The 13,450-nt window shown below is 66.1% G+C and carries 12 protein-coding genes; 7 read left to right on the top strand and 5 right to left on the bottom strand.

Annotated elements, in window-relative coordinates; genetic code table 11:
- Positions 1-87 precede the first annotated feature (87 nt).
- From ACLMAJ_RS15100 to ACLMAJ_RS15090, 3 genes are all read right to left on the bottom strand, one after another.
- The gene (locus ACLMAJ_RS15100) at positions 88-837 is read right to left on the bottom strand and encodes a DUF998 domain-containing protein (RefSeq protein WP_412014286.1); all 750 of its coding nucleotides are present in this window, start codon (positions 835-837) and stop codon (positions 88-90) included.
- Between the two features lie 268 nt (positions 838-1,105).
- Positions 1,106-1,540 (bottom strand): very short patch repair endonuclease, encoded by a 435-nt coding sequence (locus tag ACLMAJ_RS15095; RefSeq protein WP_412014285.1) that lies wholly within the window; start codon positions 1,538-1,540, stop codon positions 1,106-1,108.
- The gene (locus ACLMAJ_RS15090) at positions 1,537-2,691 is read right to left on the bottom strand and encodes a DNA cytosine methyltransferase (protein WP_412014284.1); all 1,155 of its coding nucleotides are present in this window, start codon (positions 2,689-2,691) and stop codon (positions 1,537-1,539) included. Before ACLMAJ_RS15090 ends, ACLMAJ_RS15095 begins: the two co-directional genes overlap by 4 nt.
- A gap of 354 nt (positions 2,692-3,045) precedes the next feature.
- On the opposite strand from ACLMAJ_RS15090, the gene ACLMAJ_RS15085 reads away from it, so the two are divergent.
- A complete protein-coding gene (locus ACLMAJ_RS15085) occupies positions 3,046-4,296 on the top strand; it encodes a KasA/KasB family beta-ketoacyl-ACP synthase (protein WP_412014283.1) in 1,251 nt (416 codons plus the stop codon).
- A 100-nt stretch (positions 4,297-4,396) separates the two neighbouring features.
- Complete coding sequence (gene fadD32, locus ACLMAJ_RS15080; protein WP_412014282.1) at positions 4,397-6,319, top strand: long-chain-fatty-acid--AMP ligase FadD32; 1,923 nt, start codon at positions 4,397-4,399, stop codon at positions 6,317-6,319.
- Positions 6,320-6,329: 10 nt separating this feature from the next.
- Here fadD32 and ACLMAJ_RS15075 read toward each other — a convergent pair whose 3' ends face one another.
- Complete coding sequence (locus tag ACLMAJ_RS15075) at positions 6,330-6,608, bottom strand: putative quinol monooxygenase (protein ID WP_412014281.1); 279 nt, start codon at positions 6,606-6,608, stop codon at positions 6,330-6,332.
- Between the two features lie 252 nt (positions 6,609-6,860).
- On the opposite strand from ACLMAJ_RS15075, the gene ACLMAJ_RS15070 reads away from it, so the two are divergent.
- The 3 genes from ACLMAJ_RS15070 to ACLMAJ_RS15060 are packed head-to-tail and all read left to right on the top strand — an operon-like array spanning position 6,861 to position 11,371.
- Positions 6,861-8,855: an ABC transporter ATP-binding protein gene (locus ACLMAJ_RS15070; protein WP_412014280.1), complete on the top strand. Its 1,995-nt coding sequence runs from the start codon at positions 6,861-6,863 to the stop codon at positions 8,853-8,855.
- Entirely contained in the window at positions 8,852-10,732 is a 1,881-nt protein-coding gene (locus ACLMAJ_RS15065; protein ID WP_412014279.1) for an ABC transporter ATP-binding protein, read from the top strand. The genes ACLMAJ_RS15070 and ACLMAJ_RS15065 overlap by 4 nt, the downstream gene beginning before the upstream one ends.
- Positions 10,733-10,768: 36 nt before the next feature.
- Positions 10,769-11,371 carry a putative glycolipid-binding domain-containing protein gene (locus tag ACLMAJ_RS15060; RefSeq protein WP_412014277.1) on the top strand — a complete coding sequence of 201 codons (603 nt, stop codon included), beginning with the start codon at positions 10,769-10,771 and terminating at the stop codon, positions 11,369-11,371.
- A 24-nt stretch (positions 11,372-11,395) separates the two neighbouring features.
- Here ACLMAJ_RS15060 and ACLMAJ_RS15055 read toward each other — a convergent pair whose 3' ends face one another.
- Complete coding sequence (locus ACLMAJ_RS15055) at positions 11,396-12,349, bottom strand: prephenate dehydrogenase (protein ID WP_412014438.1); 954 nt, start codon at positions 12,347-12,349, stop codon at positions 11,396-11,398.
- Between the two features lie 55 nt (positions 12,350-12,404).
- On the opposite strand from ACLMAJ_RS15055, the gene ACLMAJ_RS15050 reads away from it, so the two are divergent.
- Both ACLMAJ_RS15050 and ACLMAJ_RS15045 read left to right on the top strand, forming a co-directional pair.
- A complete protein-coding gene (locus tag ACLMAJ_RS15050) occupies positions 12,405-12,944 on the top strand; it encodes a tRNA adenosine deaminase-associated protein (protein WP_412014276.1) in 540 nt (179 codons plus the stop codon).
- Between the two features lie 53 nt (positions 12,945-12,997).
- Complete coding sequence (locus ACLMAJ_RS15045) at positions 12,998-13,432, top strand: nucleoside deaminase (protein ID WP_412014437.1); 435 nt, start codon at positions 12,998-13,000, stop codon at positions 13,430-13,432.
- Positions 13,433-13,450 lie beyond the last annotated feature (18 nt).

Here is a 13,450-nt window from a genome sequence, read left to right as displayed (position 1 = left end):
TTCCTGCGAGCATCGACCCACCGAGTCCGGTCCGCACCATCGACGAAACCAGCTGCGGAAGCCTCACGCGTCGGATGATCGTCGATGCTACGTGGCGCAGCCGTCGACCACGATCACTTCGCCGGGCTCCTCACTATCCGGGTCGATCCATTCCCGACCCTCCAGAATCACCGCCGCGGCCAACGAGATCAGCCACAGCGACATCGATCCGACCTGGATCCGCTGGGCGATACCGAGGGCGTAATCACCGGTCAGGTTATCGGCGACCAGCATCCACACCGTCGCCGCCGACCCGAGCGCCAGCACCACGAGCCCGGCCTCGCGCAGAATCCGCCAGCGGTGGTACTTGAACGCGGCCAGGCTGAACGCGAAGGCGGCGACCGCGATCGCGGTCACCGCGAGAGTGCTTGTCAGTGCGTGCGGCTGATGCAGCTGCGGGAAAAGCTGACTGCCGCCACCGCCGCACGCGGTGTTGTCCTGCGGGGTGCAGTCGCGCAGTGGCAGCAGCACGTCGCCGATGGTCGCGGCGCCGAAACAGAACAGTGCCACCCAGCCGACGGTGGTGAATTTGCGCCGAGGGAACAGCAGCAGACCGGCAAGAGCCGCGGGGATCAGTAGTGCGCCGACGATCTTGTCGGCCGTCGAGAATACCTCGCGGTAGGGCTTGCCGTCGGCGTCCAGTTCGCTGAGGAAAGAGTTGACCGGGTCGATGTCGATATGCAGGAAGAATTCGAGCAGCCACGACGAATAACAGAGCCCAGCGATCGCGATCGCCGCTGCGATGAACCAGGATGCCATCCGCACGCGTCGTTCGGCGATCCTCCGGCTACCACTCACCTGACCCATTGTCCCGCCTGTTTCCGGTCCGGTGATCAAGGGTTGGTCAGTGTGTTGTAGCCGAACGGTTCGCACATCGTTCCCAACCCGTGCACAGGATCCTGTCAGGTCTATCCGACACCCTGAAGGAGACACAAGATCGAAGGAGTTCCGATGATTGCTTTCGCGACAGCCCTCGCCGGGGTCGCAGTGATGACCGCGATGGCGGTGTCCGGCTATATGGCCGCACATGCGCCGCGCACGTTGGTTCGGGTGCGCAGCCGGTAATTCAGTCGCCTGCCCGGAGGGCGATCTGCACCCGGTTCGCCGCCGTCTCGGCGTCTTCGTGTTCCCACACTCGAATGACCTGCCAGCCTGCCTCGACCAACGCCGAATCGGTCGCGCGGTCCCTTGTCACGTTGTCGAGCAGCTTTTGTGCCCACCACTGCGCATTATTCTTCGGATCGGTGGCGTGTAGCGGGCAGCGATGCCAGAAACAGCCGTCTACGTAGACCGCGACGCGCAGGCGCGGAAATACCAGATCGGCCCTGCGCCGTTGCCCGGGAATCGGCGCCCGATCGACGAAATATCGGAATCCCCTCCGATGCAATTCCCGCCGCAGCGCAAGCTCCGGCTTGGTTCCGCTGCGCCGCTGCCGTGCCATTCGCGCACTCGTCGCCGCATCCGTCGTTGGCCGACGGGGTGATGTAGCCCCCGAATTCATGCCGCCCAGCCACCCATCCGATCGAGATGGCTTTCCATATCGTCGAGGAATCCTGCCGGAAACCGCAGACTTCCCATGCCGGTTCTGCGTAGGAATCCGGCGGTCGCGCGTGCGGAAAGCAGCCGGGAATCGGTGAGGAAGTTTGCGAGATCCTCATACGGCTCGTGCACCGGCCATGTCGAGACCGGCACCCGGTGAGCAACACCGCAGCGACCCCACGCCGCGCTCGGCCACGGCTGACCGGGTTCCAATGGTTGATCATCGGGAATCGCGCCGAGCGGTTCGGCAAGGCGCGAGCCGATCCACTCCGCCATCCGGACATTCACCGCATTGCCGACCAGTTTCCAGCGATGCCCCGGCCGAATGCCCGGCGCGTTTGTCGCGGGCGTTGTCCAGTCGGAGTCGAAGCCCTGCAACCGTTCTCCGTCGACGATGCCCGGCGTGACCACCTCGCCCGACGGCAGCCGCACCGCGGGCGGGCTCGCGATGCCGAGCGCCGAGCCGCCCTTGATGGTGGGGATCGCGTTCACCGCCCAGCCGAGCCCGCGTACGCCCTCGGTCCAGTAGAAGCCGCACGGATCCCGTTCGGGATCGCCGACGATCCGTTCGCCCGCGTCATCGCCGAACAGCACTTGGCGCGGGTCCTCGGTGCGCGAGGCGAGCATCAGCACCCGCTGACGACGCTGCGGCAGGCCGAACGCGCGGGCGTCCACCACCCGGTAGGCCCAGGTGTAGCCGAGCTCCTCCAACGCCTCGGTGATGTGCCGCATCGCCGCGCCACGACCGAGCTGCAACATGAAGGGCACGTTCTCGATCAGCAGCCAGCGCGGACCGCGCTGTCGGCGCACCAGCCGGAACACCTCGTCGACGAGGCCGGAGCGCTTGCCCGTGATGCCCGCGGTGCGCCCGGCCTGTGAAAGGTCCTGGCACGGAAAGCCCGCGGCGACCAGTTCGGTGCCGCCCGGTATCGCGCGCAGCTTGGTGATGTCGCCGTGCAGCGGCACCTCGGGGAAGCGTGCGGCGAGCACGGCTTGGGCACCGGGCTCGATCTCGCAGAGCAACTCGGTATTCCAGCCGCGCGCGCCGAGTCCGAGTTCCAGCCCGCCGATACCGGCGAACAGCCCGACCATCCGCCCGCCCGTCACAGCCATCCCTTTCCGCGATCCCACGACGGGCGCTGACCGACCACTAGCGATTGCTTGCAGGTCGCTCGAACGGTCTCCCACTAGCGATTGCTTGCAGGTCGCTCGAACGGTCTCCCACTAGCGATTGCTTGCAGGTCGCTCGAAACGGTACAGCGCTCCGTGCTCGCAGAGCAGGTTACTCGAGTCGAAATCCCGGTGACCGCCGCGTGACTGATAATGCCATTCAGCTATCGGCCAGGTATCGTCAAGGCCGTTCGACGGCGGGAGGCGATCTGCTCCTGGCCACTGCTGACCTTCCGGCGCTCCAGCGTCGACGCGCAGTTCCCGGTTTACCCAAGTGATGCCAGGAAAGTGAGCGATATGCAGATTTCGTCCACCACGAACGGGGACTACCCCAACATTGTCGTCACCAGTCTCGCGGCGACCACGTCGATCGCAGGTGATGTCGACTCCACCTGGAAGGGCTTGCTCAACGGTGAGAGCGGTATCGACGTCCTCGAGGACGCCTTCATCGACGATTTCGGCCTCCCCGTCCGCATCGGCGGCCACCTGAAAGTCGCGCCCGGCGCGAGCCTGACAAGGTCAGAGACGCGGCAAATGTCCTATGTGGAGCAGATGGCGATCTGCCTCGGCCGTGAGGTCTGGCGCAATGCGGGCAGCCCGGAGGTGGACAAGGACCGCCTCGGCGTCGCGATCGGCACCGGGCTCGGCGGCGCCGAGGCCATCGTCGACGCGCGGGACAAGATGGAAAACGGTGGCTACCGCAAGGTTTCGCCGCTGACCGTGCAGGCGATCATGCCGAACGGCGCCGCGGCATGCGTCGGCTTGGAGTTCGGAGCGCGTGCGGGTGTGGTGACCCCGGTATCGGCCTGCTCGTCGGGGTCGGAGGCGATCGCCAACGCCTGGAAGATGATCGTGATGGGTGATGCCGACATGGTCATCACCGGCGGTGTCGAAGGTTCCATCCAGGCGCTGCCGATCGCGGCATTCACCATGATGCGCGCGATGAGCACCCGCAACGACAACCCGAAATGCGCGTCGCGACCGTTCGACGTCGACCGCGACGGCTTCGTGTTCGGCGAGGCGGGGGCGATGATGATCGTCGAGACCGAGGAGCACGCCAAGGCGCGCGGCGCGACCATCCACGCACGGCTGCTCGGGGCGGGCATCACCTCCGACGGTTTCCATCTGGTGGCTCCCGACCCCGAGGGTTCCGGTGCCGCGCGCGCGATCACAAGGGCGCTGCAGACCGCGGGGTTGACCAAGCACGATGTCAACCACATCAACGCGCACGCGACCGCGACCCCGATCGGCGACACCGCTGAGGCGCGTGCGATCAGCAAGGCCATCGGCAACCATGCGTCGGTGTACGCCCCGAAGTCGGCGCTCGGACATTCGATCGGTGCCGTGGGCGCTCTGGAGTCGGTGATCACCGTGCTTTCGGTGCGCGACAGCATCGTTCCGCCGACGCTGAACCTCGAGAATCAGGACCCCGATGTCGACCTCGACATCGTCAAGGGTCAGGCAAGGGCCGGCCGTATCGACTACGCGGTGAACAACTCTTTCGGGTTCGGTGGGCACAACGTTGCCCTCACTTTCGGCCGGTATTGAGTGACCAGGGGGCACCGCACCTGCTAATCTTCCCGGCGCTCCGGTGTCTTTCTGTGTTCAGTGTCATGGCTTAGTGCATGCGTTGGAAAAGGATAAGGCGATGATCGGCGAAACCTTCGACGACTATTTGGACCAGCAGGGCAATATCAAGATCCTGGGTGACAAGACCCTGATCGACTTCGTCGACAAGCACAGCGCGGAGAACGGTGACGGTCTCGCGTACCGCTATATCGACTACTCACGGGAACGTGATGGTGAGTATCAGGAACTGACCTGGCACGAGTTCGGCGTTCGGCTGCGGGCGGTCGCGGCCCGGCTGCAGCAGGTATCGCAGCCCGGGGATCGGGTGGCGATTCTCGCTCCGCAAGGGCTCGCCTACGTCGTATCGATCTTCGCGGCGGTCTACGCGGGCAATATCGCGGTGCCGCTGTTCGATCCCGAGGAGCAGGGCCACACCGACCGCCTACACGCGGTGCTCAGCGACTGCACGCCCGCGGCGATTCTCACGGTCGGATCGGCCGCGGCGGGTGTGCGGAACTTCTTCCGGCATCTTCCCGCGGTGCAGCGACCGCGCATCATCGCCGTCGACGCGATTCCCGACAGCGTCGGCGCGACCTGGGTGCGTCCGGAGATCAATATCGACAGCGTCGCCTACTTGCAGTACACCTCGGGGTCGACCAGGACGCCCGCGGGCGTCGAGATCACCCACCGGGCGGTCGGCACGAACCTGCTGCAGATGATCGATGCCATTGGTGTCAAAGAGAACTCGCGCGGGGTGACCTGGCTGCCGCTGTTCCACGACATGGGCCTGCTGTGCGTGATCCTGCCGACCATCGGCGGCGGGTTCATCACGATCATGTCGCCGAGCGCGTTCGTGCGTCGGCCGTACCGCTGGATCAAGGAGCTGGCTGCCGCCTCTGACGGGGCCGGAACTTTTGCGGCGGCACCGAATTTCGCGTTCGAGCATGCCGCGGCGCGCGGTAAGCCGAAGGCGGGTGAGTCGCTCGATCTGTCGAACGTGATCGGATTGATCAACGGCAGCGAGCCGGTATCGGTGTCGTCGATGAAGAAGTTCAACGAGGCGTTCGCGCCATATGGCCTGCCCAAGACCACGATCAAGCCCTGCTACGGGATGGCGGAGGCGACGCTGTTCGTGTCGGCGACCAAGCGCGAAGACGAGGCCAAGGTCGTCTACGTGGATCGCAACGAGCTCAACAGCGGCCGCATGGTCGCGGTCGAGCAGGGCACCGACAACTCGATCGCCCAGGTGTCCTGCGGCTATGTCGCGTTGTCACAGTGGGCGGTGATCGTCGATTCCGATACCGGCATCGAGCGGGCCGACGGCGAGGTCGGCGAGATCTGGCTGCACGGAGACAATATGGGCATCGGCTACTGGGGTCGTCCGGAAGAATCCGTCGAGACCTTCCACAACCGACTCACCGAGCGACTGCCCGAAGGCAGTCACGCGCAGGGTGCGGTTTCCGACGCGAAGTGGATGCGTACCGGCGATTTCGGCGCCTACTTCGAGGGTGAGCTGTTCATCACCGGCCGGGTCAAGGATCTGGTGATCGTCGACGGACGTAATCACTATCCGCAAGATCTGGAGTTCTCGGCACAGGAATCCAGCACCGCACTGCGGCCCGGATTCGTCGCGGCGTTCTCGGTCCCGGCAAATCAGTTGCCCGCGTTGGTGTTCGAACAGGGCAGCCGTTCCGGGCTGAACTTCGACGCCGACGACACCTCCGAGCAGTTGGTCATCGTCGCCGAGCGTGGGTCCGGTGCGGGCAAGCAGGACCCGGAGCCGGTCGCGGATACGGTGCGGATGGCCATCGCGCAGCGCCACGGCGTCACCGTGCGTGATTTGCTGCTGGTGCCGGCGGGTTCGATTCCGCGCACCTCCAGCGGCAAGATCGCCCGCAGGGCCTGCCGCGCCGCCTATCTCGAGGGCACGCTGCGTGGCGGGTATCAGCAGCAGGCATTCCCGGACGCGCCGAACGATCAGGAGGCACAGGCGGCCGTCTGAGAAACGGTCGCTACAGACGGGTTTCGTTGGTGTAGTCGAATTCGCTGACCTCGGCGCCCTGGATCAGGGCGTCGAGGTCGCCTTCGGTTCCGGTGCCGCGGAATTGCTCGAGCGCCGTCCTGGTCGACCAGCGTTCGTAGACATTTACCCGGTCCGGTTCGACCAGATCCGCGCCGAGGCTGAAATCCAAACAGTCCGCGGTGCCGCGTGCGAGCTCGACAACCTCGCGACAGTCGGCGAGGTATCGGTCTCGGTCGGTGACTCGTAGGTATCCGGCGACGATGATCACCACCGAAGTCTATGTCGACGCGCTTGACCTGAAGAATGCTCGAGGTTGTTGGCTTGGGGGGTGAATACCGCGCCGGCCTGTCTTCCGAACGTGATTTCCCTCGCGGATACCGGTTCGTCGGTACCGGACCAGCCAGAAAATCGGTTGGCCGGAGCGGGCGTCGATGCGACGCTGGAGTGTCGGACCCCGATGGGAACATCATCGAGTGGTCCGTCCGCGACACCGCCAATCCACGGACCACGAGGGGGAGCCTTGTCCGTCACGCTCGAACGGCCGTCGGCCGAATCGGAGACCGATAGACCGCAGCGGCCCGCTGTCACCGCCGTGGGCCGCCTGCATTCGCTGCGCCGCTTTCTGCCGTATCTGCGGCCCTATCGGGTCCCGCTGATCGGGGCGACCTCGCTTGCCATCCTCGCCACGCTGACCGCGATCGTGATCCCGCTGCTGATGGCACGCATCATCGACGGGCCGATCGCGCAACGGAATGCGGCGGGCCTTGTCGTGCCGGTCCTCGCGGTGCTGATACTCGGCCTGCTGGAGGCGCTCGGCGTGTGGGGCCGCCGGTGGCTGGTTTCCAAGCCCGCGGCGCAGTTCGAAATCACCATGCGCGCCAAGATCTTCCGGAAACTACAGGCTCTGGCGATCGGGCGCCATGATGCCTGGGAATCGGGGCAGCTGCTCTCACGCGCGATCGACGATCTGGCCACGCTACGCCGATTCGTCGCGTTCGCTGGTCCGTTCCTGATCCTGCACATCGTCATCATTCCGGTCGGCCTGCTCGTATTGTTCGTGCTCAGTTGGCAGATCGGAATGATCTTCGCGATCATCTCGATTCCGCTGATCTACATCTGCACCCGGTTCGTGCGCCGCTACGAGGTGGCCTCGCGGCGCTCCCAGGATCAGTCCGGCGATCTGGCGACCACCGCCCAGGAGTCGGCGCAGGGCGTCAGGGTGCTGAAGGCATTCGGACGCGGGGTGTTCTTCGGTGGGCGCTTCACCGCGCAGTCGCGTGAACTCCAGCAGACCGAGTTGCTCAAGGTCCGGCTGGACGCGACGCTGTGGTCGGCCATGATGAGTCTGCCGCAGCTGGCGATCGCCTTCGCGCTCGGCTACGGCGGCTACGCGGTCGCGCACGACACGATGACGCTCGGCACCCTGGTCGCGGCCATCACGCTGTCGACCTTCCTGCAGTGGCCGATCATCTGGACCGGATTTCTGCTCGCCGAGCTCAATGATTCGCGTACCGCGGCGGACCGGTACTGGGAGATCATCGACACCCCTGTCGACATCGCCGATCCCACCGACCCGGTTGAGCTGCCCGCGCATATCGCAGGTGAGTTGACGTTGGACGGTGTGCGGTTCGCCTTCCCCGATGCGAAAGGGGAGTTGTTGCAAGGTGTTTCGCTCGTGGTGCATCCGGGCGAGACGGTGGCCCTCGTCGGCGTGACGGGCAGCGGAAAGACCGCGCTGCTCAACCTGGTTCCGCGGCTCTACGACATCACCGGCGGTGTCATCACCATCGACGGCATCGACATCGCCTCGATGCGGGTGTCGGATCTGCGGTCGCTGGTCTCGGTGGCGTTCGAGGAACCGGTGCTGTTCTCGGCGAGCGTACGGGAGAACGTCGCGCTCGGCGACCCGGAGGCCACCGATGTGGATGTCCGGCGCGCGCTCGACATCGCCCAGGCCACCGAGTTCGTCGATGACCTGCCGTGGGGCCTCGACACCAGGATCGGTGAGCAAGGCCTCAGCCTGTCCGGCGGCCAGCGCCAGCGGCTCGCGCTTGCCCGTGCCGTGCTCGAGTCCGTTCGCGATGGCTTGCAGGTTGCTCGAAATGGGTCCGCTAGCGATGGCTTGCAGGTTGCTCGAAATGGGTCCGCTAGCGACTGCTCGCAGGTTGCTCGAAATGGGTCCGCTAGCGACTGCTCGCAGGTTGCTCGAAATGGCTCCGCTAGCGACTGCTCGCAGGTCGCTCGAAATGATCAGCAGGGCAGTCGAACTCGCATCATGGTGCTCGATGACCCGCTGTCCGCGCTCGATGTGGAAACCGAAGAGCGCGTGCAGGAACGGCTGCGCACGGTGCTCGCGGGAGCCACCACCCTGCTCGTCGCGCATCGGCCGTCAACGGCGGCGCTCGCCGACCGGGTCGCGGTGCTCGCCGACGGCCGGATCGTGGCCGAGGGCTCGCATGAGCAATTGCTGAAGACCAACAGCCGTTATCGCGAGCTGATGGGAGGTGAATCGTGACAGCGGAAGTGGATTCGGCCGAGCAGCAGGCCGATCCGGCCGGCCGGGATTCCGTCGCCGACTGGCGCGGTATCGCGAGCGAGGACAAAGAGGTCACCCAGACCGGAAACCTGGTGCTGGCCGGTCGATCCCGGCGACTGCTGCTCGAGCTGGTGCGGCCGTACCGCAGGATGGCGGTGCTCGCCGTGGTGCTGATCGTGGTGGACAACGCCGCGATGGTATCGGCGCCGCTGTTCATCGCGCACGGCCTCGACACCGGCATTGCCGAGGGCAGCCGCGGCAATTGGGTTCCGTTGGCGCTCACGGTCACCGGATACCTCGGCACGGTCGGCCTCGGCGTGCTCACCACGTTCTTCTTCCTGCGGGTTTCGGGCAGGCTGAGTCAGAGTGTGCTGTTCGATCTGCGGGTCCGCACATTCGAGCACATGCAGCGGCTCAGCGTCGCCTTCCACGAGAAGTACACCTCCGGCAAGGTCGTCGCCCGGCTGACCGGTGATATCGAAACACTCCAGGAGCTGCTGGAGAGTGCGCTGAATCAGGCACTGAGCGCGATCCTTTCGGTGCTGACCATCGCGGTCCTGCTGATCTACCTCGATCAGACACTCGCAGCGATCGTGCTCGTCGGCTTCGTCCCGCTGGTGCTTGTCACCCGCTGGGCGCAGCGTAGACAGCGCGCGGGCTATCGACGCACCCGCGGTGCCATCGCCAAGGTCGTCGTGCAGTTCGTCGAATCGATGGGTGGCATCCGCGCGGTACAGACCTTCCGGCGCGAACAGCGCAACGAATCGGTGTTGGCACTGGAGGATTCGGAGTACCGGCAGGCCACCACCTCCGCTATGCGCGGTATGGGCGACTATGCCGGTCTCACACGGCTGCTCGGCAATTCGACCACCGTTGTCGTCATCGTGGTCGGCGCGTGGCGGGTTATCGAGGGCGACCTCGCGGTCGGGGTGCTCGCCGCATACCTGCTGTACCTGAACGAGTTCTACGGTCCACTCGACGAACTCGCCCAGGTGTTCAACTCCTATCAGTCCGCTGCCGCGGCGCTGGAGAAGATCTCGGGTGTGCTCGAGGAAGAGCCTTCGGTGCCGCAACCGGCTGATCCGACCCCACTCGATAAAGCTGCGGGCGCGGTCCGGATGGACCATGTGTGGTTCGGCTACGACACCTCGGATTCCGACGGCCGGGCTCGGACGGTGCTACCGGAGTTCACGTTGGATATCCCCGCAGGTCAAGTAGTCGCCCTGGTCGGAGCCACCGGTGCGGGCAAGTCGACGCTGGCCAAATTGCTGACGCGGTTCTATGACCCGTCCGGCGGCACGGTGACTCTGGACGGAATCGACCTGCGCGAACTGACCGATGCCGACCTGCGCCGCAATGTCGTGATGGTGACCCAGGAGTCGTATCTGTTCTCCGGATCCGTCGCCGACAACATCCGGCTCGGCAGGCCCGACGCCACCGACGAGCAGGTGTACGCGGCGGCTCGAGCGATCGGGCTGTACGACTTCGTACAGGCATTGCCCGAGGGTTTCGACACCGACGTGCGTAAACGCGGCGGCAGGCTCTCGGCGGGCCAGCGGCAGTTGGTGTCGTTCGCGCGGGTATTCCTCGCGGATCCCGCGGTGATCGTGCTGGACGAGGCCACCTCCAGCTTGGACATCCCGAGCGAGCGGCTGGTCCAGCGGGCATTGGAAACGGTGCTGCGCGAGCGCACCGCGGTGATCATCGCGCATCGACTATCCACCGTCGCCATCGCCGACCGGGTGCTGGTGCTGGAATCCGGCCGGATCGTCGAGGACGGTGCCCCGGATGCGCTGATCGCGGGCACTGGACGGTTCGCCGGTCTGCACACGGCCTGGCGTGAGTCGCTGGTGTGATGCGGGGCCGGCGGCCGCGTCCCTTACGGTAGATACGTGACGAACCCAGCCTCGGGCCCTGACAGCCAACCGGCATCGCGGTGGCCGGCGATTCTCACCTGGCGTGCGCACAACGCGGTGCGGATGGAATCGGTGCGTGTGACGCTCAACGGCAACCGGATCCGCGCCGCCGGCCGGATGATCGGTGGCGCATGCGAGGATCACCCCGCTTTCAGCGCTTCCTACGACTTGGTCACCGATGAGAACGGCGTCACCAAGCGGCTCTCGCTGCGCAGCACCACCGCGGCGGGGGAGCGACAAGCGTCCATCGCACGAGACGAAGAGAACTACTGGCTGGTGGATGCGGGCGGCAGTCATGTGCGATCCACCTTCGCGGGCGCCCTCGACGTGGACGTGGTCCTCAGCCCGTTCTTCAACACCCTGCCGATCCGCCGTTTCGGCCTGCAACACGCGGCAGGCGACGTCCAGGTCCCCGTCGTCTACGTCCGGCTCCCCGACCTGCTCGTTCAGGAAGCCGGCCTCACCTACAGTGGCGCCGCCGACGGCATCAGCGTGCTGTCCCCGGTCTCCAGCGCCACCGTCACCGTTGACGCCGACGGCTTCCTGCTCGATTACCCGGGCCTGGCCGAGCGCATCTGACGCGTCTGTCGGCGACTCGAGGCATCAGTCCAGGCTGGTTATGACGCCGCCGCGTTGTCCCGCTTCGCGCAATCGCCCGAGCCAGTCGTGGTCACCAGGGCGGATACCGGTGATTTCCCACCGCTGCGCCGTGTCGTAGCGCTGCCTCGCCGCGAACCCGGCATCGACGAGATCGGCAAGCGACCCGGTATCGAGCAGGCTGTCGCGGGCCCGGGCGAGCACGGTGAGTGTGTTGTTCAGCACGTCGAGCAGCGCCTCGGAATTCGGTTCACAGATCGCTCGCACCAGATCGGGTGAGGTCGAGGCCACCCTGGTGCCATCACGGAACGACCCGGCCGCGAGCCCGAGCGCCAGGTCCCCGCCACTCGCGCCCGCGATCGCGAGCGCCTCGGCGAGCACATGTGGCAGGTGCGAGATCCTGGCGACGGCGCGGTCGTGCTCGTCCGCGACAACCGGGACCACCATCGAGCCGCAGGCCAGTGCCAGCCGCACGACTCGGGTCCATGGCTCTGGACGGGTGCCCTCGTCGACCCCGACTGCCCAGGCGGCGCCCTGGAACAGTCCGGGATCGGTGGCGGCCCAGCCGGATTCGGAGGTGCCTGCCATCGGATGGCCGCCTATGTAGCGTCCGGCGAGCCCGTGCTTGTGCACCGCCGCGGTGACCGGCGCTTTCACGCTCACCACATCGGTCAGTGTGCAGCCGGGCGCGAAGGTGGAGATGTCCGCGAGAATGTGGTCGACCGCCGGCATCGGCACCGCGATGACGATCAATGCGTCGGTTTCGCGGGCGCGGGTCAGCACGCCGATCAGGTCACCGGTGACCTCGAACCCGTCGGCGCGTGCGGCCCGCGCACCGGCCTCCGAACGGTTGTATCCCCAGGCGTCATAGCCCGCGCCGACGGCGGCACGGAGCAGGGAACCACCGATCAAACCCACCCCGAGGACGCACACGGGCGCTTTCCGGTCGCTAGTCACCAGAACAGATTCGCATACGACTTCAACATTTCGGCTCGAGCCGACTACCGTTGCGCGCATGGCAGCACAGCGCTCGGGCACGAACAGGGCGGCGTCGGATGATTACGACGACGTAGAAGGGTTCGCAGTGGCCGTTGTCCGCGAAGAAGGACAATGGCGGTGCAGTCCGCTGAGTTCGGCTGCACTCACCGATCTGTCCGCAGCGGAAAACGAGCTCAAGGCATTGCGCAGTTCCGGCGCGGTGTTCGGACTGCTCGATATCGACGATGAGTTCTTCATCGTGCTCCGGCCGGCCCCGAGCGGCACCCGGATGCTCGTCTCTGACGCGACGGCCGCGATCGACTACGACATCGCCGCCGATGTGCTCGAGGCCCTCAACGTCGAGATCCCCGATATCGACCCCGACGAGCTCGACGACGTCGAGCCATGGGAGGAGGGCGACCTCGGCGTGCTCGCCGATCTCGGCCTGCCCGAACCGGTCCTGAGCGTGATCATCGCCGAGACCGACCTGTACCCGGACGAACAACTCGCCATGATCGCCCAGCGCCTCGGCTTCGCCAACGAACTGTCGGCGGTGCTGGACAAGCTGCCGCGCTGACAGTTCAGCCGACCGACGTGAGTTTGCTGCGAGACGGGATCTCCGACTCGGACATGGTGCGCGCCGCGATCGCCGCGGCGGCCACCGCCGACCCGCGTGACGTCCCGGTAGGTGCGGTCGTCTTCGACTCGGCCGGACGCGAACTCGCACGCGCGGCCAACGCCAGAGAAGCCCTCGGCGATCCCACCGCACACGCGGAAATCCTCGCCCTTCGCCGTGCCGCCGAGGTATGCGGCGATGGGTGGCGACTGGAGGGGGTAACCCTCGCGGTCACCCTCGAACCGTGCACCATGTGCGCGGGTGCTCTGGTGCTCGCTCGCGTCGCTCGCGTCGTATTCGGCGCATGGGAGCCCAAGACCGGCGCCGTCGGCTCGCTCTGGGACGTCGTCCGCGACCGCCGCCTCAATCACCGACCCGAGGTGCGCGGCGGCGTACTCGAGCAGGAATGCGTGACACTGCTCGACGACTTCTTCCGAACGCAACGCTGATCCATAACGGCGACGCGG

It is taken from the genome of Nocardia arseniciresistens, from assembly GCF_046764875.1.
GTDB classification, from domain to species: domain Bacteria; phylum Actinomycetota; class Actinomycetes; order Mycobacteriales; family Mycobacteriaceae; genus Nocardia; species Nocardia arseniciresistens.
Note: the sequence above shows the minus strand (reverse complement) of the source record. Positions and strands in the feature narration are given on the sequence as shown.